This window comes from Corynebacterium sp. LK31 (assembly GCF_014335015.1).
Classification (GTDB): domain Bacteria; phylum Actinomycetota; class Actinomycetes; order Mycobacteriales; family Mycobacteriaceae; genus Corynebacterium; species Corynebacterium jeikeium_D.
Genome location: NZ_PDGW01000024.1, coordinates 1 through 24,763, shown reverse-complemented (window position 1 = coordinate 24,763; position 24,763 = coordinate 1). Strand labels below are relative to the sequence as shown.

General features: G+C 60.9%; 24 protein-coding genes and 1 tRNA gene. 8 read left to right on the top strand and 17 right to left on the bottom strand.

Translation table 11 applies throughout. The annotated features are described in order from the left end of the window. Positions 1–137 precede the first annotated feature (137 nt). Positions 138–2,483, top strand: a complete 2,346-nt coding sequence (locus tag CRD18_RS08740) for a DEAD/DEAH box helicase (protein WP_150961360.1) — start codon at positions 138–140, stop codon at positions 2,481–2,483. Here CRD18_RS08740 and CRD18_RS08735 read toward each other — a convergent pair. From CRD18_RS08735 to CRD18_RS08705, 7 genes are all read right to left on the bottom strand, one after another. Continuing rightward, positions 2,467–2,832 carry an Rv3654c family TadE-like protein gene (locus CRD18_RS08735; protein WP_070831389.1) on the bottom strand — a complete coding sequence of 122 codons (366 nt, stop codon included), beginning with the start codon at positions 2,830–2,832 and terminating at the stop codon, positions 2,467–2,469. The genes CRD18_RS08740 and CRD18_RS08735 overlap by 17 nt on opposite strands. After that, positions 2,829–3,182, bottom strand: a complete 354-nt coding sequence (locus tag CRD18_RS08730; RefSeq protein WP_050773635.1) for a TadE family type IV pilus minor pilin — start codon at positions 3,180–3,182, stop codon at positions 2,829–2,831. The genes CRD18_RS08735 and CRD18_RS08730 overlap by 4 nt, the downstream gene beginning before the upstream one ends. Next, entirely contained in the window at positions 3,175–3,447 is a 273-nt protein-coding gene (locus CRD18_RS08725; RefSeq protein ID WP_005511372.1) for a DUF4244 domain-containing protein, read from the bottom strand. Before CRD18_RS08725 ends, CRD18_RS08730 begins: the two co-directional genes overlap by 8 nt. Before the next feature lie 206 nt (positions 3,448–3,653). Next, on the bottom strand, positions 3,654–4,307 hold the full coding sequence (locus CRD18_RS08720) for a type II secretion system F family protein (protein WP_187403865.1): 654 nt from the start codon (positions 4,305–4,307) through the stop codon (positions 3,654–3,656). Further along, positions 4,304–5,176 carry a type II secretion system F family protein gene (locus CRD18_RS08715; RefSeq protein ID WP_242458700.1) on the bottom strand — a complete coding sequence of 291 codons (873 nt, stop codon included), beginning with the start codon at positions 5,174–5,176 and terminating at the stop codon, positions 4,304–4,306. Before CRD18_RS08715 ends, CRD18_RS08720 begins: the two co-directional genes overlap by 4 nt. Positions 5,177–5,249: 73 nt before the next feature. Continuing rightward, positions 5,250–6,407, bottom strand: a complete 1,158-nt coding sequence (locus tag CRD18_RS08710) for a TadA family conjugal transfer-associated ATPase (protein WP_187406665.1) — start codon at positions 6,405–6,407, stop codon at positions 5,250–5,252. Next, complete coding sequence (locus CRD18_RS08705; protein WP_242458699.1) at positions 6,400–7,803, bottom strand: hypothetical protein; 1,404 nt, start codon at positions 7,801–7,803, stop codon at positions 6,400–6,402. Before CRD18_RS08705 ends, CRD18_RS08710 begins: the two co-directional genes overlap by 8 nt. Before the next feature lie 682 nt (positions 7,804–8,485). On the opposite strand from CRD18_RS08705, the gene CRD18_RS08700 reads away from it, so the two are divergent. After that, on the top strand, positions 8,486–9,385 hold the full coding sequence (locus CRD18_RS08700) for an HAD family phosphatase (RefSeq protein ID WP_187406663.1): 900 nt from the start codon (positions 8,486–8,488) through the stop codon (positions 9,383–9,385). Between the two features lie 24 nt (positions 9,386–9,409). Here the strand turns inward: CRD18_RS08700 and CRD18_RS08695 are convergent, their stop codons facing one another. Then, positions 9,410–10,417: a hypothetical protein gene (locus tag CRD18_RS08695; RefSeq protein ID WP_083327217.1), complete on the bottom strand. Its 1,008-nt coding sequence runs from the start codon at positions 10,415–10,417 to the stop codon at positions 9,410–9,412. Positions 10,418–10,621: 204 nt separating this feature from the next. Between CRD18_RS08695 and CRD18_RS08690 the strand changes: the two genes are divergently transcribed. Together CRD18_RS08690 and CRD18_RS08685 are read left to right on the top strand one after the other, a co-directional pair. Beyond that, complete coding sequence (locus tag CRD18_RS08690) at positions 10,622–11,122, top strand: phage holin family protein (RefSeq protein ID WP_070832543.1); 501 nt, start codon at positions 10,622–10,624, stop codon at positions 11,120–11,122. Positions 11,123–11,216: 94 nt separating this feature from the next. Then, positions 11,217–12,194: an alpha/beta fold hydrolase gene (locus tag CRD18_RS08685; RefSeq protein WP_016421927.1), complete on the top strand. Its 978-nt coding sequence runs from the start codon at positions 11,217–11,219 to the stop codon at positions 12,192–12,194. Positions 12,195–12,276: 82 nt separating this feature from the next. On the opposite strand, the gene CRD18_RS08680 is transcribed toward CRD18_RS08685, so the two are convergent. Genes CRD18_RS08680 through nth form a run of 4 tightly spaced genes read right to left on the bottom strand, consistent with a single transcriptional unit; the run spans position 12,277 to position 16,013 of the window. Next, on the bottom strand, positions 12,277–13,473 hold the full coding sequence (locus CRD18_RS08680; protein ID WP_049189453.1) for a MarP family serine protease: 1,197 nt from the start codon (positions 13,471–13,473) through the stop codon (positions 12,277–12,279). Further along, the gene (locus CRD18_RS08675) at positions 13,470–14,327 is read right to left on the bottom strand and encodes a CoA pyrophosphatase (protein WP_016421925.1); all 858 of its coding nucleotides are present in this window, start codon (positions 14,325–14,327) and stop codon (positions 13,470–13,472) included. The genes CRD18_RS08680 and CRD18_RS08675 overlap by 4 nt, the downstream gene beginning before the upstream one ends. After that, positions 14,324–15,067 carry a TlpA disulfide reductase family protein gene (locus CRD18_RS08670; RefSeq protein WP_150963829.1) on the bottom strand — a complete coding sequence of 248 codons (744 nt, stop codon included), beginning with the start codon at positions 15,065–15,067 and terminating at the stop codon, positions 14,324–14,326. The genes CRD18_RS08675 and CRD18_RS08670 overlap by 4 nt, the downstream gene beginning before the upstream one ends. Before the next feature lie 16 nt (positions 15,068–15,083). Continuing rightward, positions 15,084–16,013 (bottom strand): endonuclease III, encoded by a 930-nt coding sequence (gene nth, locus CRD18_RS08665; protein ID WP_370549625.1) that lies wholly within the window; start codon positions 16,011–16,013, stop codon positions 15,084–15,086. A 499-nt stretch (positions 16,014–16,512) separates the two neighbouring features. Between nth and glxR the strand changes: the two genes are divergently transcribed. Next, positions 16,513–17,196, top strand: coding sequence for a CRP-like cAMP-activated global transcriptional regulator GlxR (gene glxR, locus CRD18_RS08660; protein ID WP_005511668.1), 684 nt, complete (start codon positions 16,513–16,515; stop codon positions 17,194–17,196). A 573-nt stretch (positions 17,197–17,769) separates the two neighbouring features. Here glxR and CRD18_RS08655 read toward each other — a convergent pair. The 4 genes from CRD18_RS08655 to CRD18_RS08640 all read right to left on the bottom strand — a co-directional run bounded on the left by CRD18_RS08655 (position 17,770) and on the right by CRD18_RS08640 (position 19,929). Then, a complete protein-coding gene (locus CRD18_RS08655) occupies positions 17,770–18,585 on the bottom strand; it encodes an MBL fold metallo-hydrolase (RefSeq protein ID WP_070432015.1) in 816 nt (271 codons plus the stop codon). A gap of 135 nt (positions 18,586–18,720) precedes the next feature. After that, entirely contained in the window at positions 18,721–19,197 is a 477-nt protein-coding gene (locus CRD18_RS08650; RefSeq protein WP_187401373.1) for a RidA family protein, read from the bottom strand. A 136-nt stretch (positions 19,198–19,333) separates the two neighbouring features. Beyond that, positions 19,334–19,495 carry a hypothetical protein gene (locus CRD18_RS08645; RefSeq protein WP_005511670.1) on the bottom strand — a complete coding sequence of 54 codons (162 nt, stop codon included), beginning with the start codon at positions 19,493–19,495 and terminating at the stop codon, positions 19,334–19,336. A 71-nt stretch (positions 19,496–19,566) separates the two neighbouring features. Then, on the bottom strand, positions 19,567–19,929 hold the full coding sequence (locus CRD18_RS08640; RefSeq protein ID WP_005511664.1) for a WhiB family transcriptional regulator: 363 nt from the start codon (positions 19,927–19,929) through the stop codon (positions 19,567–19,569). A gap of 370 nt (positions 19,930–20,299) precedes the next feature. Here CRD18_RS08640 and CRD18_RS08635 point away from each other — a divergent pair, with 370 nt between their 5' ends. After that, positions 20,300–22,708 carry a transglycosylase domain-containing protein gene (locus tag CRD18_RS08635; RefSeq protein WP_187406662.1) on the top strand — a complete coding sequence of 803 codons (2,409 nt, stop codon included), beginning with the start codon at positions 20,300–20,302 and terminating at the stop codon, positions 22,706–22,708. Between the two features lie 108 nt (positions 22,709–22,816). On the opposite strand, the gene CRD18_RS08630 is transcribed toward CRD18_RS08635, so the two are convergent. Beyond that, entirely contained in the window at positions 22,817–23,278 is a 462-nt protein-coding gene (locus CRD18_RS08630) for a GatB/YqeY domain-containing protein (protein WP_187406661.1), read from the bottom strand. A 39-nt stretch (positions 23,279–23,317) separates the two neighbouring features. Between CRD18_RS08630 and CRD18_RS08625 the strand changes: the two genes are divergently transcribed. Together CRD18_RS08625 and CRD18_RS08620 are read left to right on the top strand one after the other, a co-directional pair. Then, positions 23,318–24,253 (top strand): metallophosphoesterase, encoded by a 936-nt coding sequence (locus tag CRD18_RS08625; protein WP_049189435.1) that lies wholly within the window; start codon positions 23,318–23,320, stop codon positions 24,251–24,253. Between the two features lie 171 nt (positions 24,254–24,424). After that, positions 24,425–24,501 (top strand) — tRNA-Pro (locus tag CRD18_RS08620). Positions 24,502–24,763 lie beyond the last annotated feature (262 nt).

Sequence of the window (24,763 nt, the reverse complement as noted above, 5' to 3'; positions counted from 1 at the left end):
GCGCCGATTAGCAACAGCTTCTTGCCACCCCCGTAAACCCCGTGCTCGGGATCCGGAGAAACTGGGGTGTTGAGCAGCGGAAAAGTGGCTGGTAGGAAGCGTCGTCAAGCATGTGAAGTGCGCGTTTGCAGGAAAGGATGGTGTCGGTGGAGTCGTTTGGACGGGAGCTGCTGGGGCCGGTTATTCGTGCACATCCGCGGGCGACGGTGACGCACATTGCGGATCTTCCTGCGCGCGCTGGCGTGACCGCACCTTGGCCTGAGTGGGTGCCGGATTGGCTGAAAGAAGTGCTGGTAGATCGCGGAATTGAGAACCTGTGGACTCATCAGGCAGCAACCGCGAACCTCGCCCGCGAGGGCGTGCACTGTGTCGTCGCGACGGGCACGGCGTCGGGCAAATCGCTCGGTTACCTGCTGCCCGTGCTCACAGAACTATCGGCCACCCCCGCGGCCACCGCGCTGTACCTCTCCCCGACCAAGGCGCTGGGCGCCGATCAGTTGGACACGGCTCGTGCGATGGCACCGGCGTCGCTGAGCTCGCTGATTTCGCTTTACGACGGCGACACCCCGCAAGACGCCCGGCGCGCCATCCGCGACCACACCCGTTGGGTGTTTACCAACCCCGATATGCTGCATGTTTCGGTCCTCGGCAATCATGTTCGGTGGACGCGGATGCTGCGCAACCTGCGCTATATCGTCGTCGACGAATGCCATGCCTATCGAGGCGTATTCGGCGCCAACGTCTCCCAAATTCTACGTCGCCTCCTGCGGCTGTCCCGGGAATATGGTGCCTCGCCGACCGTGATTTTCGCCTCTGCGACTACCAACGACCCTGCTGACCAGGCTCGTCGCCTCATCGGCGAGCCTGTCGAGGCCGTCACCGAAGACGGCGCCCCAGTCGGTGAGCGGACTATCGCCCTGTGGGAACCCGGCCTGCTCCCTGATCTCCAAGGCGAGAACGGCGCACCCGTGCGCCGCCCCGCCCCAACAGAGGCCGCAGATATCATGGCCGACCTGCTTGTCGAGGGCGCCCGCACCCTGACCTTCACCCGTTCGCGGAGCAGTGCCGAGAAGGTAGCGCTCGGCGTGCGCGAGCGCCTGGAGAAGCGCCGCCGCAGCGATATCGCCGAGCGCATCGAGTCTTACCGCGCCGGCTACCTGGCCGAAGAACGCCGCGACATCGAGCGCATGCTCGATGACGGCACCCTGCTAGGTGTGGCCACCACCAATGCACTGGAGCTGGGCATTGACGTCGGTGGCCTCGACGCGGTGGTGCAGGCCGGTTTCCCAGGCACGGTCGCTTCATTCTGGCAGCAGGCCGGCCGCGCGGGCCGTCGTGGTCAGGGCGCGCTGGTGGTGTTGGTGGCTCGCGATGATCCCATGGACACTTACTTAGTCCACAACCCTTCCGCGCTGTTGGGCCGGCCAGTGGAGAAGACCGTCTTCGATCCCCGTAACCCGCATGTGGTGTGGTCACACCTCTACTGCGCGGCTGTGGAGAAACCCGTCACCACCAGCCAGCTTCAGGCGTGGGGAACCCTGCCCGTAGCCGAAGATATGGTGTCAGCGGGCTGGTTGCGCAAGCGCACCTGGGAAGGACAAGAACCCGTCTACTACCCGACCGATCGCGATGAGGGACCACGCATTGCCACTGCGCACGATGCCGTGAACGTCCGCGGTGGTGATGGCCAGGAAGTAGCCATCGTCGACCAGACCGATGGTCGACTGCTTGGCACCATCGATCTAGGCCGTGCGATGCAGCAGGTCCACGACGGTGCCGTCTACTTGCACCGCGGTGAGTCCTATCTTGTCGACCAGCTGGACTTCGACAGCCTCGTCGCCCTGGTCCACCCCGAGCAGCCGCGCTATTCCACCAGCTCGCGCATGGACACCACCATCCGCATTCTGGACGTTGACGATATGCGCCACTACCAGGGCTTACAGGTCGCTTCCTGCCAGGTCGAGGTCTTTCACCAGGTCACCTCCTATCTTCGTCGTCTGGATACCGGCGAGATTCTCGACAGTGTTGAACTTGACTACCCTCCGCAGCGTTTGGTCACGCGCGCCGTGGCTTACACAATGCCCGAGTCCACCCTGCGCTCGTGGGGTGTGGGCTCCGACATCGCGCCGGGGGCTCTCCACGCAGCCGAGCACGCGGCTATCGGCATGCTGCCGCTGATTGCCACCTGCGACCGCTGGGATATCGGCGGTGTTTCCACGGTCATGCACGCCGATACCCAGCAGCCCACCGTTTTTGTTTACGACGGGCACCCTGGTGGTGCGGGGTTTGCCGACCGCGGCTACGAGGCCTTCGCTCAGTGGGTTCGCGCGACCCGCGATGCCGTCGCCGCCTGCGAGTGCGAATCCGGCTGCCCATCGTGCATCCAGTCGCCCAAGTGCGGCAATGGCAACGATCCGTTGGACAAGGCCGGCGCAATCAAGGTGCTCAGTGGGGTCTCTCGCACGCTTAACGACGGCCAGTAGCAGCATCCTCCACCGCTTCCGGCCCTGCTCTGGACGTTGCTTTTCTCTCCTTTCGTTGGACGCTGACCTGCACGTCCTCCCCATCAATCTCGCAAGCCACAAGGCGTGCGTGGTTAGCTTTTGCGATTGACCCCGCAGCTTTGCAGGCGTCGTCGCTCTCTTGCGCAGCCACGGCGCCGGCCACCGCGGCCAGATCCGCTGCTACCGCTGCCTGCCGAGCCTGCACCACCCGCACCCCGGTTGTAACTCCAACCAAAGTCAGAACGACGAAAGCGGCGATGAACAGTGCGGCTGCGACTGTGGTGGAACCTTCTTCTTCGCGAAGAAGGCGGGCTGTCACGTTTCTCATGACGATGCCACTCTTTCCCGCAGTGCGACCGCACGTGCTTCCAGCGAAAATGGCCCCGCTGAGCGCCGAATGGTCACGCGCACGGTACCGGAGGTTTCCGATATTGCGACCTGGCCATCCGCGTCGGCACGGAGCTCGGCTACTGTCTCCGCATCGCCCCGCGCCTCAGCCCGTGCGATGGCTCCGGCTGCGTCGGTAAGCCCTAGGTACATTGCGATGGTGACCAGCCCGGACAGAGCCGTGACCATGACCGTGACCAGCGCCGCGAGACCGAAAGCGGTTTCTACCGTGGTTTGGCCTTCGTCGCCGACGCACAGGCGATGAAGCGTAGAGCGGATGCGGCTAGACATCGGTGTTGAGCGCCCTTTCGATGATGTCGGTGAGCGCCTGGGTGATATCCCCGCCGGTCACGACAGTGTAGAGCAGGGCCCCGAAAGCGGCGGCCGCGATCGTTCCCAAAGCATATTCCACGGTTGACATGCCGTTTTCCTCAGTTGCCAGAGCGTGCAGACGCTTGTGCAAATACGAGCGCAGCTGGGACTGTGCAGCGGTCAGCGGATTGGTTGGAAGATTGGTTGGAACATTGGTTGGACGGTTGGAGTTTTGAGTGGTCATGAATGTTTCCCCCTATGTGGATGTCGAGTGACAGGTCAGTTGTGAGGTGTGATGTGCATTGACGCGCGTTGACCCGCGTTGACGCATGGTGGATTGCAGCGTGGCAGGTGGCCCGCGTGCACAAGCGAGAACGCAACCGAAAGCGCAACCAACACTGCATCCGGCGCGTGCCAGCGCGCGAGGCTGGGCGCAGAACTGTCCGAGCTTCATGACGGCATCAGTCCTGCAAACATTTCGTCGGCAAGCCCGGCGATTGTGGGCACCAATCCCAGCACCACAAACGCGGGTAGAAAGCACAACGCCAGCGGCCCGGCAATGAGGACACCAGCCTTTTCAGCGACGGCTTGCGCCGCATCGTGCGCTTGACTGCGGTACGTGGCAGCGGTGTCCTCCAATGCCTGCGCCAGAACGGTGCCGGATTCGCTTGCGCGGCGCCCAGCCGTCGCCAGAGGCTCGAGCGCGGGTGTGGCAGCAAGGCTGTCCCAAGCTGAGTGCGCGCCCACGGACAACCTGGCGGAACACTGTCGAAGGGGCTCGGCCAGCTCAGGGTTTGCACCATCGGCAGCTGCTGCCATGGCCTGCGACAACGGCATACCGGAGCTCAAACAAGCGCCAATGATGTCGAGGGCTGCTGCGGCATCGAGCAGCACAACCGGGCTGATGCGCTCACCGCCAATGGCAGTTCGCACACGTTCCCGCACCTGTGCGACAATTTGCGACACCCGACTGGTCACCTGCCGGCGCACGCTTCCTCGCGTACGAGCATCAGACTCGGCTACCAATTCGGGCAGTCGGCTGCGGACGGGATTGAATGTCGGCAAGCAGAGGTAGGCGGCGATGAGAAGTGCGGCGGCAATCATTGTCCGGCCTCCGCACGATCGATGATGGCGACGGCCCATTCGATGCCCGCGCACACCAGCCCGACACCGATGACCAGCACAATTCCTCCGATACCGCGACTGAGGAACTCGAAGGGGGACGCTCCGAACGCTTGCCCCATAATCAGCCCGAAGACTGGGAGCGAAGCCAAAATGGCAATCGTCATACGTGGTCCCGCCAGCGCGGCCGATGTCTGTGAGCGATGTGCCTGACGAGCCTGCAGATCACCCCGCGCACAGTCCAGTAACCCGGCCAAACTTAGACCATGTTGCTGCGCCACCGTCCACATACGCCCAATCCGACGCAGTTGCTCCGAAGATTCTTTGGTCTCCCACGGGTCGGCGAAGTTCGCGCGGTGCGCCGCGTGCGCAAGATGATCGGCCAACACAGTCATGTCCTCTGCCCTGCGCAATTCCGCTGCTGCCGCGTTGAGCGCTCTTGAGGCCGCCGCACCTGCGCGCAACTGCGCGGTCAAGGTTTCCAGCGCTACCGCAGCGCTGTCCGCTTCCCGACGTTCACAGCGCCTCTCCCCCACAGCGCGCACTACGGCTCCTGCGGTGCGGCCCAGCAATAGCCCGGCTATGCCACCTGGAATCCCGGCGAGCCACAGCAACACAAGTGCCGGGCCTGCAACGATGAGAATCGATAGCCCTGCAGCTCTATTCGCACTGCTAGTGCTTGCGGCGCTCGACCCCGTGGAACCAGCACCAAGTCCAACCATGCGCTGCAACCACTTCAGTCCACGGGACACCTCACGGGCACGGCCTGCCAGCGCTCGCGAGCGCACCGCCGCCGAGCTGTCCGGCCAGATAGCGACTGCCGCAGCTACACCCCCAATGAGTACGGTCATGCTAAATCCCTCCCCCATAGCTGTTAATCTCCCCGTCTAATCCCCTGACTTTGCCCCCGGGTTATTCCACCGGTTATTCCACCGACTGTTCCCTGCCGACCAGCAACTTCTGCAACGTTTCCCACCCCGCCCCCGGCCCGTCCCGAGCAGTCCAGACCTCCACCACCTCCGGTGGGTTACCGCGTAGCAGCCCGATCTGTGCCAGCCGGCGAACATCAGCGCGTTCGACCACCAACACCACCTGCACCGCCGAGACCAACTGCGCATGTAGCCCGGCGCGACCAAGGCCACCGATCAACCCCAGGGCCTCAAAGCGCGCGACGACATCCCCAATCCGGTTGGCGTGAATTGTCCCCGCCCCACCGCGATGCCCCGTATTCAACGCTGCCAGCAGATCCACCACTTCGGCGCCTCGAATCTCACCGACGACAATGCGGTCGGGACGCATGCGCAGCGCCTGCTTCAGCAACTCCTGCTGCCCAATCGCACCGGCACCCTCCAGGTTGGCGGCCCTGGTCACCAGCTTCACCACATGCGGGTGCTGCGGTTGCAACTCCGGAGTGTCCTCGATACACACAATGCGCTGGTCAGGATTAACTTCTGAGAGCATCGCCGCCAATAGCGTGGTCTTTCCCGCACCCGTGCCACCGGCGACAATAAACGACAGCTGTCTCGCCACGATTCCCCGCAACACCGGCAGAATTTCCGGTGGAAATAGCCCGACATCGCATAGCTCCGCAAGTCCGCGACGAGCCGGACGCAGCACCCGCAGGCTAATCTGAGTGCCGGTCGCCGACGGTGGGGAAAGCACCGCATGAACTCGCACACCACAGCCGCCGACACCACCAGGAATATGGCCGTCGGCCCAGGGTTGCGCGTCGTCAAGCCTTCGTCCACACCGCGACGCGAGCCGCACCGCATACGCGCGCACCTCGCCCTCGTCCGCGAAGGAAATCTCGGCCCGCTCCAGTCCGTTGCCAGCGTCGACCCAGACCTCGCCCGGCGCGGTGACCAGCACATCGCTGACACCAGGGCGTCGCAACAGCGCATCCAACACACCCGCGCCCACTGTTTCCTCACGAATCGTGCGCAGAATCTCCAGCACCTTCACATCGGAGACAACCCCCGAGGTCTCTGCGCGAATGATGTCGGCGACCTCGCTATGCGATGCCACCCCAGGCCGCTCCGCAAGCGCCGTCCGCACCGCCGCCAACAGCCTGACATCATCCATCGCCACCACCGCCGACAAGGGCAAACATCGCTCCCAATCCCCGCGTCAGCTTGCCGACGGCCCCAGCGAGCCCGCCCACATCTATCTCGTGAGCTACTTTCTTGCAGTACTCAATCTCACCAGCAATGGGCAGATCGAGCGCGTACTCAACCTCTTCGACACTGATATCGCGGTGCTGCTGGTGCCGAACCGCAAGACTTGGCGTGAATCCTGCCTGTGCACAGACGCTGGCCAGGTGTCCACCGGCTGCGATAGCTCGGACCGAGGTGGGCAGGATGATGACGGTGTCATCGGCAAGCGCGCCGAGAGTGGTGACGTACTCCACCTGCTTCGGGCAATCCACGATAACCGTAATTCCGGCATGAATAAGGCAACTAATGGTGCTGGCAATGTGTCGAACATCGTGGGGTCTGTCGGTTCTGCCGGGTCTGTCGGCACTGTCGAATTTGGTGGCCGCCGAGGCGTGGTTGTAAGCCGTCTCGGGCGTGCGACTGCGAGTCCACGTCAACACTTTCAGCGCGGGTGATCGCGGGCAGGATGGCAGTGCTTCGTAGAGTGCCGCCCCGTCGAGACGGCCATCAGCAGCCGAGAAGTCTTGCCACCTCAGTCCCGGTTCCGTTTCCATCCCGAGCACCAGATCAATACCTCCCGCCAGCGCATCTGCGTCCACCAAGCAGATGGGCTTTTCACGGGAAAGAACCAATGCACTCGCCGCCGCAACAATGGAAGCCCCGGCACCGCCGACCGCAGGAACCAACATCAGGCACGTTGCCGTGGAGTCGGTTGTAGTCGCCGGCGTGTTCGATACGGGCTCTGTACCCGGTGCCGTAATCACGTCGGTGCTTGCAGGTGACGCTGGGTTCTGATGGTGGTTCAGGAGGCTCGAGCCGTTTTGGTGATTGGTGGGATTCGGAGCATCCGGGCGTACGTCGCCACGGCCGAGCAGCTCGACAATATCGACGTTATCCGCGGGCAAACTAGCACTGTAAACAGGAGCTAAAACCTTCGCTACCTGCGCATCTTCCGCCTCAGTATCACTGCGGACCAGAAAGATTGCTCCCTCACAATGAGGCCGCCCGGCTAATCTTCGGGCTGCCGACGCATCAACGAACACCGCTGGTGCCCGACGCCACAGGGCCGATGAAACTCCCGCTCCGGTCGATGCGGGCACTGACGCTGTGGCTGATACTGGTGGTGATGCTGGCGACGATGTCAATGCTTGTGCGGCCACTGGCGCTGCAGCCACAGGTGGCACGGTCTCTTGCACACAGTCACGACCGGTAGCAGCGACTATGAGTGCAACCTCTTCACGCAGCGCTTCATCATCGACAGCGTTGACTACTGGATTTGCTGGAGCCTCGGTTCGCTGAGCCATGGACAGTTTCTTGATTGCCATGGCCATAGCGTGCACTAGAAGGCGGATTCAATGATGCTCGCAAGGGGCCAAAACCTCGCTGTCTGTGGATAATTTTCAGACTGTGGATAACTGCAGAACGCCATGTCGCCTTTGCCTTATGGCTACTGCGCGGCATGACTACTGCGCGGCCTGGCCAATGCAAGTTAGTGACTGCGTTTATGTCAGGTGGCGTTGGGTCGATGCGAGTTAGTGACTGTGTTTATGACAAAAATGGCACGAAAAATGACTTGAAAGTGTCATAAACTCATACAGTTTCACATTTGCAGCCCGCAATTTTTACTACGTACCCCTCAACATTGGGCCAAAAAGGGGGCGACGCCCCGCGCCGGGGGGGGGGATTGGCGCGAGGCGTCTTTAACCGGCTCGGGGGGGATTGAGCCGGGGCGGCCTCGCAGTCTGTTTCTAAAAAGAACAAGAAGGGGCCAGCCACGTCCAAGTATTACATATCCCGAGGAATCTGCAAATACCTTACAAAGGATTTAATGCCCAATATGTTCGATGTCACGTTTCCTCGATTAATCGCGCCCAGGAAATGCCGCGCCCCAATCGCCGCCAAGCCCCCACGACCGCCACCGCCCCAATCGCCCCAGTCCCCCACCCAGCAGTTAAACACTCATAATGCTCTCCCCGAGCCCGACATCCATGGGTAAGCTCGGAGCCTATGAACACCGGCGAGAACAAGGCGTCAACAACGCCGCAGCCTCAAGCTTCTACGGACTGGAGCAGCTCTAAAGATGCCCAAATCGCTGCAGGCCTCCACGCCACCGCTGACTCTCGCGTCGCTGCGTTCTTTGACCTGGATAAAACCATTATTGCCAAGAGCTCGGCATATGCGTTCAACAAGCAATTCCTCGAGCGCGGCATCATTTCGCCGACGGACATGCTGCAAATGGCGCTCAGCCATGCCCTGTACATGTCGCAGGGGCACGATGAGGCGCAAATGGAGGCCACCCGCGAGCAGTTTTCCGCTCTTATCGCTGGTCACAGCGCCAGGGAGCTGCGCCAGGTCGCCATCGAAACCCTAGAGCAGAACATCACGCCGTACATCTACGCCGAGGCATTGGAGCTCATTCGTGAACACCGCGCACAGGGGCATCAGGTGTTCATTATCTCGGCATCGGCTCGGCAGATTGTTGAGCCCATTGCGCAGGCGCTCGGTGTCTACAACGTGGTGGCCACCGAGCTGGAGGTCCGCGATGGGCTCTTCACGGGTGAAACGGAGTTCTTCTGCCGCGGCGAAAACAAGGCCGTGCAGATGCGTCGAATAGCGGAAAAGCGCCAGTTCGACCTGGCCGAATGCTTTGCGTACTCGGATTCCATCACTGATGAGCCCATGCTGGCTGCAGTCGGCCATCCCGTTGTGGTCAATCCCGATCGCGCTCTGCGCAAGATTGCGACGGAACGTGAGTGGCCTGTGCGCCAATTCCGGAATCCCGTCCCGCTGTTTCGCGCGCCGTCGAAACGCAATGCTGCAATTCTTGCCGGCGTCACACTGGCGCTTGGCGCGGGTGCGACGCTGTTGGCACTGCGCAACAACGACGACGAGTCAAAGGCCGACTAACCCACCATCCGGCAGCCGGCCCGCCTACACCGCTTCGGCGATACCGCGCGCTTCCACGGCACCGGCCTTCAGCCCCTCCAGGTGCAGGAGAATCCACGCACGCAGGCCATCGGCGCTTCCCGACGCAAACCCCTCTGCGGCCTCGACATACTCCTGGCGGTGGCGAGTCCAGTAGACCTCGGGCACGGCCAAGCCACGCGGATCCAGGCCGGTTGCGACAGTTGTCAGTCGCGAGGCGGCGCGGGCGATGATGCCGTTGTGGTACTCGAAGGGACGCAGAGTCAGCAGCTCACCGTGCACAATCGCCGAGAGCACGCCAGCATGGATCTGGCTGCGGCCAGTGATGAAGTCACCGAGCACGTGCAGACGCTGCTCCTTCATCGCGGATGAGAGCTTGTCGTCACCGACCGGACGGCCGGCCTTCATCCGCGCCTCGGAACCGTCTTCAGTTTCACCTGCGGGCGATGCGTTCAACGCAAACTTGGCCAGCACCTGCTGCGGAGCGCGCTGCCACACGCGAGTGGTCTCACCAATTGACTCCGGGGAAATGGTGTCGGCAACCCGAAGGGCTGCTGCGAGTACGGGATCGGTGATGTTGCCGTCGTCGGGAAGCGATGGCTCGCCGCCTTCTAGCCACGCCGATGCCCGAGCGCCACGAAGGACCGACTCGGAGCCGGTGACGTTGTGCTTGCGCAGGTTGGCCTTGTGCCTGTGGACGGCCTGGATGGCCTTGGCCGCGACATCAGCGGCATGTGCAACGCCGTCGAGCTGCCACAGGGGCGCGAGGGGGTCCTTGGGGTCAAGCTGCGGGATAGCAGCGCCGGAAGCACCGTCAGCACCATCGGCACCCGATTCAGATGCCTTCGCCTGCGCTGCCTCACGCTCTGCACGCTTCTTCGCCGACACGGAGGACACACCCAGGCTCATCCCAGCTAGGCCACCTTTTCCGGCGCCAACACCATTGCCCACACCATTGCCAGCACCGGCACCAATTCCATCGGCTCCACGCACGTTCTCAGGCTGATTGTTCATATCCCACACCCTAATTCTTCACCGCTAAGTAAGTGACAAACTTATATAGAAATGGTCAAAGATGAGAAAAACTTCAACGAGTTCTTGGCTTTTTCGCCCTTGTGGCGCGCTCTCCCCACAATGAGAGGTAGTATGGCAGTTTGTAACTGCAGTTTTAAAGTTTCAAACCATCTTTTCCAACCATCTGCGTAGGAGGAAGTACACGTGAGCAACGACGATACGAAGGGTCTCTTTACCGACGGCACCGAACCGCGTGTTACCGCTATCCCGCTGAGCGATGTGGATAGCAACGCTTCGGGCGATGCCAGCATCGGCCAGCTCGTGTCTAATGCTTCTACGCAGATTTCCGCTCTGGTTCGCTCTGAGATTGAGCTGGCCAAGGCTGAAATTGCTGGCGAGGCTAAGAAGGGTGCAGTTGGCGGTGGCTTCTTCGCGGTTGCCGGCGTCGTCGCGCTGTACTCCTCGTTCTTCTTTTTCTTCTTCCTCGGCTGGCTGCTGGATCTTTGGCTGCCAACCTGGGCTGCATTCCTCATCGTTTTCGTTCTGATGCTGGTCATCGCCGGCGTGGCGGCACTGCTGGGTCTGAAGAAGGTCAAGTCGATCCGCAAGCCAGAGAAAACCATCGAGTCGATGCAGGAGCTGAAGGGGGTCGTGCCGTCGGGGTCCGCGAAGAAGTCTTCGCAGTCGAACGGCCTGTACACCTAAAGGCTTGAAAGAAAATGGGCGGGACTTTGTTGGTCTCGCCCTTTTGTTTTATTCAGTCCCGGTTCAAGCCCTTCGGATAAGGTATTTTCCCCTCATGACCTCCCTCAGCGATTCTCTTACCGGCCCCTGGCGTCATCGTCTCATTCACGTCCGCGGCCAGCGCCTACACATCGCCGAGTGCGGCCGCCCCTCCGATCCGCTCGTGTTGTTTATTCACGGCTCGACTGGCGGTTGGTTTGAATGGCGCGAGGTTTTGCCGCTGCTTAACGACGACTCGGGCGATCCCCTCCCCGTGCACGCTGTGGCTATTTCTATGCGTGGCTACGGTCAGTCCGACCGAACACCGCAAGGCTACGATCCGTTTGAGGCGGCCCAGGACATCGCCTCATCGATTCGCTCGTTGGGGCATTCGACCGCGCTGCTGGTCTGTCAGGGGTTCGGCACCTGGGTGGCGTGGACGTTGGCTTCGCGGCAGCCCAATCTTGTCTCCGGAATTATTGGTTGTGGTGCTGCACATCCGAAAGTGTGGCTGAACCAGTTGAAGAGCCCGTGGTCGGAGGACTTCCGCAGTAGCCTGGCTCCTCTGCTGCGCCGTTCGTGGTGGGACTCGCGGCCACGGGTACCGCAGTTGCGTCGCAATAAGTTCAGCACGCAGGCGGCTGAGGCTCGCCAGCAGCGGCTCATTGAGCGCATCGTGCGCGAGTCCATGTCCACCGCCGGGGAGGGGTTCGCCGAGACCCCCGCGGGGAAACAGACCGCGGAACTCATGACCGATAGCCTGGCCAGTGGTGCACTCCGTCCTGCACTGGCTCACATGAATTGGTGGACGCGGCCGGCTCCGGCCGCTTTCCGCAAGTGGTTGAGTGCGATGGAGGGCCCGTCGAAAAGCGATGAGCACACGGTGCTGCTCGTCGGCGAGCAGGACACTCGTACCCCACGTGCGCTAGTGGAGCTCAGCTCGAGTCACGTGCGCGTTGTGCCGGATTGTGGGCACTTCCTGCCGGCAGAGAAACCTCAGGCTGTGGTGCAGGCAATCAGGGATCACTTGGACTGGTTGCCGGAGGGGTCTTAGACTCCGGCTCGGCTGAAGCTAGCCGGAACTCTCCTGCGGTTGCGGCTGGGGCTGACCTGCCCACAGACACACAACTTTCCGCTTACCCCGCCACGCACTGCTGCGTGCCGATGGCCCCGTAGTTATTCATCGCCTCATCGATGTGTGGCTGGACCTCGGCGTGCGTCAGCGCGTAACCAGTCTGGTCATTGTTCACACCGGCACCGAAGACCAAGCCCAGGATTTGCCCCTGCGGCGTAATCAATGGGCCGCCCGAGTTGCCGTGGCGCACATCTGCCTTCAGAACATAGGACTGACGCTCGTGCCGAGTCGACGAATAAATATCCGGGCCTCGAATAATGATGTTCTCCGTCACGCGCGCAGGTGTGGCCTTAAAGGGCCCGGACTCGGGAAAGCCCAGCACTACCGCGTCATCGCCCGGACGAGCTTCCTGATCTGCCCACTGCATGGGCTCCAGGGGTAGGTCGGTGGTTCGGAGCAGGGCGACGTCGTCAAGCGGATCGTAGTGCACGACGTTCGCGTCAGCCATGCCGACCACGGTTTCCAGTCGAACAGTGGTGGCACCGGCAACCACGTGCGCGTTGGTCAGAATCAGATCCGGCGCGATGACAAAGCCCGTGCCCTGCAGCAAGCGTTCGCACTGCGGGGCCTCGCCCAAGACGCGGACGATGGACGGTCGAATACTGTCGACGACACCCTGCGAAATCACGTTGGGGTCGGCGGGTTCATCGGGGACGTTCTGCTTGTAGCCGAATGGCGGAGCGATGGCGGGCATTCCATCATCGCGAAGCTGACGGAGGATGCCACTGAAGCCGTCGCTCCATTCGTCGGGCGCGACCTGGTCAATGAGGTTCATGCCCTTGGACTCACGCACCCAGTCGGCAAACTGCCCAGGCACGGCGGTGGCCAGGGGTACGGCGATCATCCATGTCACTACCAGCGCCGTCACGGACTGCACGATGGCACCGAGGCTAGAATCCAGGCCGACAGCCAACGGCGAGCGAATGGTATTCCGCAGCGACTGCCCTGCCACTGTTCCCACCGCATGACCAATCAACGCCAACAGAATCACCGTGCCGAGGCCCAGAAGAACCTTTCCCGACTGGTTCTCGACCTGCGCCATAGCTAGCGGCGCCAAGGGCACACCAATGACCAAGCCCAGGACAACGCCCAAAATGGCCATAATCGACGAGACGGCGCCCTGCTGCCAGCCGACGATAAGCGCGAAAATGAAGACCGCCAGCAGCGCAACGTCAAACACAGCGATTGCAGGCATCATCGTCGGCCTCCCTTCAGTACGGACAGTTTTTCACCATTAGCGGAACGCGCGAGCACCGGCAAAAGTTTCTGCACGTTGGTGTCGTCCCACGGTTCCGACCAGCCGGCCACGTCTAGCAAGTAGGACAGCACGCCGCCGGTAAAGCCCCAAACGACGAAGTCACCAACCTTAAATGCCGGTCCTGTCCAGCCGTGATAGCCCAGCATCATGCGGTTGTCCGGATTCGTCAGATGGCTAATTGGCACATTGAGCACCGATTCCGTCTCTGCAGGGTCGACCACACGCAGCGGATGCGGTGCATGCCAATACGCCAACACCGGATTCACCGCGAAGCCAGTCCGCGAAATGTCAATCGAGTCCAGCACCCGCACCGGTGTCACCGTCTCTCGGTTCAGGCCGGTTTCTTCCTCGGCTTCACGCAGCGCGGTATCGATTTCATCCACGTCCTCGGGATCGACACGACCGCCCGGAAAAGCCATCTGGCCTGCATGCTTACGCAGGGTTGTCGCCCTGTGCGTAAGTACCACGCTGGCATCCTCCGGCCGTTGGTGCGCCTCCGCATCACCGCTGATCAGCACCAACACCGCCGACCGCGCCGGATTCCGCAACGGTTTCTCCTGCGTCGAGGAGTCTCGCCGCAACTTCGCAAACGCACGCTTCACGCTTGACGACGAAGCGGAGCGACCGGCCACCTGCTGCTCCGAGTGGCCTGTTGTGGCGTGGCTGGCGCTGCTGGCGTGACCTGCCGCGTCGTGATCAGCACTGACCAGGTGCGGCGGCAAACTATTGGTCAACCACTTCGGCAGATACAGCCCCGAGCTTGCGTCACGATTCCACGACTGTCCCTGAGTCACTTCAATGCACCTCGCACGAGATCAGTAATCTGCTGCGCATCGGTGAATTCACCAGGATGAATGGCCGCCACCGTGCCATCTGCCTTAAACACCACGGTGATGGGCACAACTCGCGGTAGATTCAACGCTGGTCCGACCACGTCGACCGTGTCCGAGTAGGTCGGTAGCTTCACTCCGATTTCCTGCAGGAAGGCTTGGCCACGCCCCGCCTCGCGAGCCGCATGCACCGTCGCCACCTGCACATCTGGGTTGTCCTTGGCCCATTGCTCGATAAGCGGTAGCTCTTGGCGACACGGCGCACAGTTCCACGCCCAGACATTAAGCACCGTCGGCTTGCCCGCGACGACCTGCCCCATGTCCACCAGTTCCACTTGCCCAGCCTCGTTGTCCTGGCCTGCTGAGTCTCCCGACTCCGCCAACAGCGGCAAGCGCACACCGGTCAGTGAGCCACTACCCGCTACCGCCGCGATCTCATCCTTTGACATCGCTGGCGCTGCCGGTGCACCATCCACTTCACCATCACTGCCAGCGCCATCCGCACCGACACTCACACCAGATCCGGTCCCACCACCGTCGGCCTCGTCATTGCCACCAGTGGTATTCACAATCGCGAAAATCACCAGACCCACAATGCTAATTCCCGCGATGAGCAGCGTAATCAGCGATGCCGAACGGTTAACGTCCGCCTGCCGATCCTCATAGTGGCCACCATTGTGACTATGACCGCCCTGCTCATTCACGAAAAGTGCTCCTCGACTAGTCCTGTGTCGCTGTGGTGATGCGCGCGCTATCCCCGTCGTCAAGCGCGGAAAGTTCCTCCCCACTGTAGCCGTCATTAAGACCGGCCAGGTAGAGAAGCCATTCCCTGTCGTCTGACTTAATCAACTTCTCCGCAGTCTCCGGCTCCGCCGGCCCCGCGACGCCATACGACGGGCAATCTGCCGCCAAGAAGCACGCCCCGCACGCCGCCCGACGCGAATGACACACCCGGCGACCGTGGAAAATCAGCCGGTGCGAAAACCACGTCCACTCCGCGCGCGGTAGCACCTCCATCATCTCGTGCTCCACGCGCACCGGATCTTCCTGCTCTGTGAGACCCATGCGCCGCACCAGACGCCCAAAATGCGTATCGACCGTCAAACCCGGCACCCCAAAAGCATTCCCCAGCACCACATTTGCCGTCTTTCGCCCCACGCCCGGCAGCTTCACCAGCTCCTCCAACGTGCCCGGCACCTCGCCGCCGTGCTGCTCCATCACCCCCTGCGCAAAACCGATGATGTTCGCAGCCTTATTCCTGTAGAAACCCGTCGGCCGAACGAGCTCCTCGACCTCCTCCTGATTCGCAACCGCCAAATCGGCAGGGCTGGGGTACCTAGCGAACAGCGCCGGCGTGGTCATATTCACCCGCACGTCCGTACACTGCGCCGACAGAATCGTCGCCACCGCGAGCTCATACGGATTACGAAAGTCCAGCTCACAGTGAGCATTCGGGTATGCCACCGCCAGCGTGCGGTTAATCCGCCGCGCGCGCCGCACCATACCCAGGCGCGTCTCCTTCCCCCGCGCCGCCGGATGCGCCCCCACCGCCCGACGCCTCTTCGACGTCAGGGATCCCTGCGGGTGCGTGGGCTGGGGTTTGTTTATCTGGTGCGTGCTTAACGACGATGCCTTGCCAGTCGTATCCATGGTCGTAGTGTATCGGCTACCCCGGATTGCAATTCGCGTGCGCACCTTTCGCGGGCCGAATCCTTAGTTTCATCCGGGATGCGGATAAGACCGGTAGCAGCTCGGGCATATTCGGTCAAAAACCAAAAAGTCATGCCCCACCACATCTTGGAACACCGTTAGCGAATTATTAGTTATAAATACACAGTTCAGCGGCTTTTCACCAGAATTCCCCACAGGCGCAGTGGCTCTTTTGCTACAGTGGTGCTTATCACATCTTGGTGACGGCGTAGTTTTGGGATGCATCTGTAGAGGCGATTTGTCGTGAAATTCGCCCAGGGATGAACCTGCCTTGAAAGCTGGCAGCGGCGTTACCGGGAAAGACCGAAAGTAGTGGGACTAGTGGGACGGGGTAGTTTCTCTTCCTGTTTGGCCACTGCAATCTGTAGTCGAGTGCTAATTTGGCGGCTGCTGGCCTGTATTTACGGTGGTTAGTGGCCAAAGACAGGAGAATTTTACCGTGGATGACGTCAAGGAGATTCTCTCCCGGGCCGGTGTATTTCAGGGAGTCGACCAGGAGGCTGTGCAGGCCTTGCTCGGCGAGCTCGAGACGGTTCGCTTCCCGCGTGGAACCACCATCTTCAATGAGGGTGAGCCGGGCGATCGGCTCTACATCATTATTGATGGCAAGGTGAAGCTGGCTCGTCGCTCAGCCGACGGTCGTGAAAACCTGTTGACCATCATGGGCCCGTCCGACATGTTCGGCGAGCTCTCCATCTTCGACCCGGGCCCGCGCACCTCTTCGGCGGTCTGCGTCACCGAGGTTTCCGCCGCATCCATGAGTGCCGATCAGCTGCAGGAATGGGTTGGTTCACACCCGGATGTTCCAGCTCAGCTGCTGCGCATGCTGGCCCGCCGTCTGCGCCGCACCAACAATTCACTGGCTGACCTCATTTTCACCGACGTCCCAGGTCGCGTTGCTAAGTCCCTGCTTCAGCTGGCCAATCGCTTCGGTGTTCAGGAAGGTTCTGCTCTCCGCGTGAACCACGACCTGACTCAGGAGGAAATCGCACAGCTCGTCGGCGCCTCCCGGGAAACCGTGAACAAGGCTCTGGCAGAGTTCGCCCACCGCGGCTGGATTCGCCTTGAGGGCAAGTCCGTGCTCATCTCCGATACGGAGCGTTTGGCTCGACGCGCACGTTAGCTTGTTGCGCACGTTAGCTTGTGGCGCACGTGGCGCTGCCCAAACGACTCACATCCCGCAGCCTCTGCTTTTGGATCCTCGGTTCCCGTAGGAGCACATGAAACGCATGAGGCTCGCGGGATTTTTGTTGTCTTCCCCCGCTGGCCTGGCATGCTGACCTGGTATGCCGGCCTGCCATGCCGGCCAAGTTTGGCGCACTTATCGACGCTTTTCTGCCACTTATCGATGCTTTCCCGGCACCTATCGATGCACCATTCACCGATTTCTCCTTGCATCAATCACTTATCGATGCGCTGTTCACTTATGCGCGCGCTATAGCTCATCGACAAGTGGATACCTCATCGATAAGTGATTGAGCTGGCCCCGACGAGGCCAACCCACCCAACCGGCACTAGCCCACCCCAACCAGCACTACCCCAAACAAAAAGCGCGCAACCCGCAAAATTGCAGGTCACACGCTCTTTTCATGCGGCGACTCAAACTCAGCTCCAGCCAAGCCTCAATTAAGCCCAGCCCAGACCAGCCCAGCAACCGGCCAAAGCCAAAGCCAAAACCCAAGCCGAAGCCCAGCAACTACTCCCCGTGATCGCGCAGGTAGCGCAGGGTCACACGCGTCGACTGCTCAGCAGCATGACGCAGCACCGGATCGACATCGGTGTAAATCTCATCCACAATCTGGTCCACCGTAGCTTCGTCACCCAGCTTGGCAACGGCATCCTTCACCTGCTGCAGGCGCAGCTTACGACGCTCAATGTACTTCTGCGTCATTACAGTAATGTCCGGCAGGTCAGCACCATGACCAGGCAGCAGACGAACACCCTTGCCGCGCGAATCCAGCATTTTCAGGGTTTCCATGTACTTACCCAGGTCGCCGTCGGTCTCCGAAATCATAGTGGTGTGGCGACCAGCGATTGTGTCACCGGTAACGATGCCTTCAACATCATCCTCGCCATCACCAGTGTGGATGAAGTAGCAGACAGAATCAGCGGTGTGACCAGGGGTTGCCACGACCTCAATCTGCGGAGTCACTCCGTCGAGGACGATACGTTCGCCGTCGACAAGCGGATCCTGACCTCCCGCGCAGTACTGAGACTCCAGCTCACGAATCGGCGCGCCGGTGAGCTGACGGAAACGTGCGGCGCCATCAGCATGGTCGCCATGACGGTGCGTCAGCAGAATCAACGCAACGTCGCCGGCATAGCGCTGGAGGACGTTCAGGTGTCCCTCGTCCTCCGGACCCGGATCGATGACAATGCTGCGGCTATCCCCCTCAGCCTTAATAACGTAGGAGTTCGTACCCTCCAGCGAAGAGTAGCTGGGGTTCGGGCACAGAACGACGCCCACAGACTGAGAAATCTGACGCAGTTGGCTATACGCAGGATGCTCCATGTCCTCTATCCTACGTGGTTGCGCAATCCGGGGAGCGCGCTACGCCCTCCAATTCGGCTCATTTGGGTGTAAGCACGCTTTACGACGCCCCGGAGAACGCAACATCCCCACTGGTCACGGCAACAAATACAGCAGCTACTGGGTTACTTCAACGATGATTTCAACTTCCACGGGAGCGTCCAGCGGAAGCTGATTCACACCCACTGCCGAGCGAGCGTGCTGGCCGCGTTCGCCGAAGACGTCGCCGAAGAGTTCCGAGGCTCCATTGATAACGCCCGGCTGACCAGTGAATCCGGCGGCGGAATTGACGAAGCCGACGACCTTCACGATGCGGGTGACATTGTCTAGGCCAACCTCAGCATCGACTGCGGCCAAAGCGTTAAGAGCGCAGGTGCGGGCGGCCTCCTTGGCCTCCTCAGCAGTGACTTCTGCGCCGACGTGGCCGACGTGGGTGAGCTCGCCGTTAACGAATGGGAGCTGACCGGAGGTGAAAACAAGGTTGCCCGTGCGCGTTGCGGGTACGTAGGCCGCAACTGGCGCGGCAACTGCAGGCAGGGTAAGCCCCAGGCCCTCGAGGGCCTGGGAAGGAGTGCGAGATTCAGAGTTGCTCATTTAAGTTAAGCCTTTCCACGGCGACTGGGGGCCGGGCGAATAAAGCCGGCCAAAGAAAGATGGCAGCCAACCGTGAGTCAGCTGCCAATCGAAAGCACAACCGCCGTTGTTAGTTAGGTGCTAGACACCGAGGTAATTAGTCAGCCTTCGGGCGCTTGAAGTAACCGACGTGGTTTTCGCCGGTCGGGCCGGGGAGAACAGTGACGAGTTCCCAGCCGTCCTCACCAAAGTTGTCCAGGATGGCCTTGGTGTTGTGAATGAGCAGCGGTGCGGTGAAGTATTCCCATTTAGTAGTCATGGAAGCTACTTTATCTGTCCCCCAGCCTCGCGCGCTGGGGGTTTAGTTTTACTTCGGTCTAAGTTCGGTTTTTACTTAGCCAGCTTTGCCTTGCGCTGAGCTGCGTACTGCTCAGCGTAGAAGTCGGCCCACGAAGTAATTTCCGGGTGCTCGCGCAGCATTGCGCGGCGCTGACGCTCGGTCAGGCCACCCCAGACGCCGAACTCGACGCGGTTATCCAGAGCGTCGGCACGGCACTGCAGAACCACTGGACAGTGGCGGCAGATAACTGCGGCTTCGCGCTGTGCGGCGCCGCGAACGAACAACTTATCCGGGTCAATATCGCGGCACTTAGCGCGCGGGACCCACTCCTGACGATCGCGGAAGCTCTCTACACCGAGCTCGTAGTCTGGCGTAGTAGCAGTGCGGTTGCGATCGGGAATCGTGGCGGTCATTGTAGCCTCCTCGTGCCTGCGATTTTCGTTATTTCGAAATAGTTTCAACTAAATAGTGCTGAAATTTTGTTGTAAGTCTATTCACACCAACCAAATAATGTCGATTGGGTCACACTGGGAGGGTGGGCGTGGCGCAGCTCTAAATACAACGATGCAGGTGGGGCAACTTTTTCCAACAAAAGCACGGGGGTGATTTACGTCACTATGAAAATCTTTTTCCAGAAACCACCACACGATGAGTTGCCCGGTATTGTAAGGGCGCTCGTAGCACTCCTCCCCCGCTCGCCAGGCGTTTTTCTGGGCTCGCCGGGCATGTCTCTAGGCGGATTTTCGAAAACTCACTTCGGCTCAATCCGCCCTACCTTGTAGTGTGATTGCTGTGAATAAAGGTTCGACGCTGTTCAAGCTCTCCGTTGCCACTGTGTTGGCTGCGTTGATTGTGGCCAGCGCCCTCTTTCCTCTTGTGGGCGGCTCGGCCTACCTCGTCGCGCGCACGGCTGATGAATTCGCGTCGGCGTCGCGGTCGGTGATTTCTAAGGACGCACCGGGGGTCACCACTATTACGGATCGTAATGATCAGCCAATTGCGTGGCTCTATGATCAGCGGCGGTTTAATGTGCCGTCGGAACGTATCTCGCCAGCTATGAAGGATGCGCTGGTCAGCGTGGAAGATAGGCGCTTTTATGAGCACTCTGGTGTGGACTGGAAGGGTACTGCTCGTGCGGCGGTAAAGAACTTCATGTCCCAGTCGGTGCAGGAAGGCGCCTCCACAATTGAGCAGCAGTTGATTAAGAACCACACGCTGCTGGTGGACGCAGAGTCGGAGTCGGAGCGCCGCGCTGCTACTGCCACGGATTATGGTCGCAAGATCCGCGAGATTCGCATCGCGTTGGATCTGGAAGATGAGCTGACGAAAGACGAGATTCTGACTAAGTACCTGAACTTGGTCCCCTTCGGCAATGGCGCGTTCGGCGTGGAAGCTGCAGCTCAGACATACTTTGGCATTCCCGCGTCCGATCTGAATGTCCCGCAGGCCGCTCTGCTCGCGGGCATGGTTCAGCAGTCCTCCGGGCTCGATCCGTATACAAATCCGGAAGGTGCGCATGCACGGCGTAACGACGTGCTTGCGGCCATGGAATCCACGGGGGCAATTGGCCCGCAGGAGGCTCAGGACGCCAAGGCAGCTGATCTCGGTATTCTTCCGGAGCCTCAGCGCCTGCCGCAGGGTTGCATCGCGGCGGGCGATCGCGGTTTCTTCTGTGACTATGTGGTCTCTTACCTGGAGAACCACGGTATTGATGCCGAAAAGCTGAAGCGCGGTGGCTTCCATGTGAAGACCACACTGGACCCGCGTGTACAGGACAGCGTGCAGGAGTCTCTGCGTCAGCAGGCGTCACCGACTGCGGATGGCGCAGCTGAGGTTATGAGTTTGCTTGAGCCTGGGGATGACTCCAGGAGGTTGCTCGCGATGGCGTCGTCACGCGTATACGGCCTCGATGCGGAGCAAATGCAGACCGTGCAGCCGCAGCCATTTACGCCGGTAGGCAATGGCGCGGGCTCGATTTTTAAGATTTTCGCGGCAACGTCGGCGGTGGAAAAGGGGCTGGGTATTGATACCCACTTCCCGGTGCCGCGTCGTTATGAGGCCTCCGGGCTGGGCACCGGTGGCGCAGAGGGCTGCCCGCCGGGTCTGTACTGCGTGGAGAACGTGGGCAGTTTCCCGCCGTCGATGTCACTGCGTGAGACGCTCGCGCGATCGCCAAATACTCCTTTTATTCAGATTTCGGAGCTGGTCGGCGTTGATGGCGTGATGGACATGGCAGTACGCCTGGGCATGCGCTCATACACGGAGCCGGGCAGTTTCGATGGCGAGTCCTCGGTGGCGGACTATGTCTCGGAGCATAAGCTCGGCTCGTTCGTGCTGGGGCCGACGTCGGTGAATAACCTCGAGCTGTCCAATGTCGCGGCCACTTTGGCCAGCAACGGTCGTTGGTGCGAGCCCTCCCCGATTGAGTCCATCACGGACTCCAAGGGCAATGAGGTCAAGCTGAATGTGCCACCGTGCGAGCAGGCAGTGGAGCCGGGTGTCGCGCACGCAATCGCTAATGCGCTCAGCAATGATGCCACCGATGGCACTGCGAAGGATGCCGCGAAAGAGCTGAATTGGGGCGGCCCAGTCGCGGCTAAGACCGGTACCACCGAGTCGAACCAGTCCGCGGCATTCCTGGGCTTCACCGGTGGTCTGGCCGGATCGGTGTACGCTTACAATGACACCCCGACTGTCACGGAGCTGTGCACGTCACCGCTGCGGCAGTGCCCGAGCGGCAACCTCTTTGGTGGTCGTGAGCCCGCGCGGACATGGTTCGGCGCAGTCGGCCCGGTTATCGAGGACTATGGCGGAAAGAACCTCCCCCCATTGGATTCGGACTACGGCCTGGGCACCTCTATCACCCAAATGCCGAATGTGGTGGGCATGCAGAAGGCCGAGGCTCGGGAGACCCTTAAGAAGGCTGGCTACAAGGTAGAGGAACGTACAGTGTCCCACACGGGTGAGTCGCGCGGAATCGTGGTCGGACTGGATCAGCCACCGCTGCTTCTCAAGGGTGGCACCGTCACAATCCGCGTGGCCGATGGCACCCGTCGTCCGACCCCGCCACCAGCGCCGTCGCCGCGACCGGAGTCGACGACGCCCCGGCCGGATCCGCTACCGCAGTTCCCTCGGCCAAACACTCCGCCGGCGCCGAGCTTGCGGGATCTGATTCCGCTGCTGCCGTTCTAGAAGCTGCCGTTCTCGAAGCTACGGTTCTAAAAGCTGCCGGTTTAAAAAATGGCCGCGGCAACTTGCTAAAAGTCACCGCGGCACTGAAAGAACCCCGAAGGGTCGTGATTAGCCCTGCAGGGCAGCCTTAACGGCCTCGGAAAGCCGCTTGCCATCGACCTGGCCAGCGGCCTTTTCCTTAGCCACCTTCATAACCTGGCCCATAATCTTCATGCTCGGCGCGTCATCGCCAGCAACCTCGGTCACAGATTCTGCGACGAGGTTCTTCACAGCGTCGTCGTCAAGCTGTTCCGGCTGGTAGCGGGCGAAAACCTCTGCCTCGGCGAGCTCGGCGTTGGCAAGTTCCTGGCGGCCGTTCTCGGCGTACATCTCAGCGGACTCGCGACGCTTCTTGACCTCCCGCTCAATCACACGCAGCACCTCTTCATCGGTGAGCTCGTGCTTGGAGCCGGAAACCTCCTCAGTCTGGATAGCGGCCTTCAGCATGCGCAGCGCCGCAACGGTTTCCTTGTCGCGGGCCTTCATTGCGGCGGTCATATCGGAGACAATTGTGTTCTTCAGTTCACTCATATGCCCTAGACTACCGCTGTAGTTGATAGTGTCTCTGTCATGACATCGCGCGCTTTTCCCAACCGAATTCTGCGGTCTGCCGCAGCTCTCGCCACGCTTGGCTTGACGACGTTCATCTACGCGAACCAAATCGAATTGCGCGCATTTAAACTCCACCGTGTGCAAGTTCCCGTGCTGGCACCCGGCACGCTCGCCCGGGCGGGAAAGCGCGAGGGTGAGCCTTTCCGGATTCTGCATGTCTCCGACTTCCACATGCTCCCCGACCAGAAGCTGAAGCAGAAGTGGGTTGCCAGCCTCGATGCTCTGAACCCTGACCTGGTGATTAATACCGGCGACAACCTGGGCAGCGACAAGGCCGTTCCCAGTGTCCTCGCAGCGCTCGGCCCCCTACTGAACCGTCCGGGTGCCTTCGTGTTCGGTACGAATGACTACTTCGCGCCGCGGCCTGTCAATCCGCTGAAGTACCTGACGGGCAAGAAGCGCAAGCCCTCGCGCGTCGAACTGCCGTGGCGCGGCATGCGTGCTGCGTTTATCGAGCACGGCTGGCAGGATGCCACCCATGCCCGGCTGGAGTTTGTGGCGGGTGGCGTGAAGGTGGCGCTGTCCGGTGTGGATGACCCTCATCACGAGTTGGAGGATTATTCGCAGATCGCCGGTGCTCCGAATGCGGATGCCGACATCGCTATCGGCCTGTCGCACTCGCCAGAGCCCCACGTGTTGGATGCTTTTGCGGAAGACGGCTACGACCTGGTGCTTTCCGGCCATACCCACGGTGGCCAGGTGTGCCTGCCCGGCGGGAAGGCCATTGTGACCAACTGCGGTATCGACCGCTCGCGGGCCTCGGGGTTGTCGCGCTGGACCGAGAAGACATGGCTGCATGTCTCCAATGGCCTTGGCACTTCCCCTTACGCTCCGGTGCGCTTGTTCTGCCGCCCATCCGCGACCTTGATTGAGGTTGTGGAGCGGGATTCGTAGTTCGTAGTCCGTCGGGGTGCAGTTCGTAGTTTGTAAGGGCGCGGCGGAGACCGCGGCTTGTTCCCACAGCCCGTTAAGCAGGCGTTTTGCATTCTGACTCAGCGTCGGGCTAAAGTAAGTCCTCGCAAGCACAGCACTGAGACGTATGTTCCCAGTTCGTGTCTGCGGCCTCGGGGTATGGCGCAGCTTGGTAGCGCGCTTCGTTCGGGACGAAGAGGCCGTGGGTTCAAATCCCGCTACCCCGACCAAGTAGAAACCCTCTCTCACCTGGAGTTATCCAAGTGAGGGAGGGTTTTGTCATTGGCTTCTGGGCCTACTTTTCGCCGCCGTTCAGGGTTGATAGCCAAAGAGCGTGTCTGACTCTCAAGATAGCGACTAGTCAGACCCCAACCGCGGCAGCACCACAGCCCGGGGTTACGGGGTTACGTGGCAAAACTGTCAACCCGAAAACTCAGGGGCTGCAAATGTGAAACTGTCTGAGTTTATGACACTTTCAAGCCATTTTTCGGG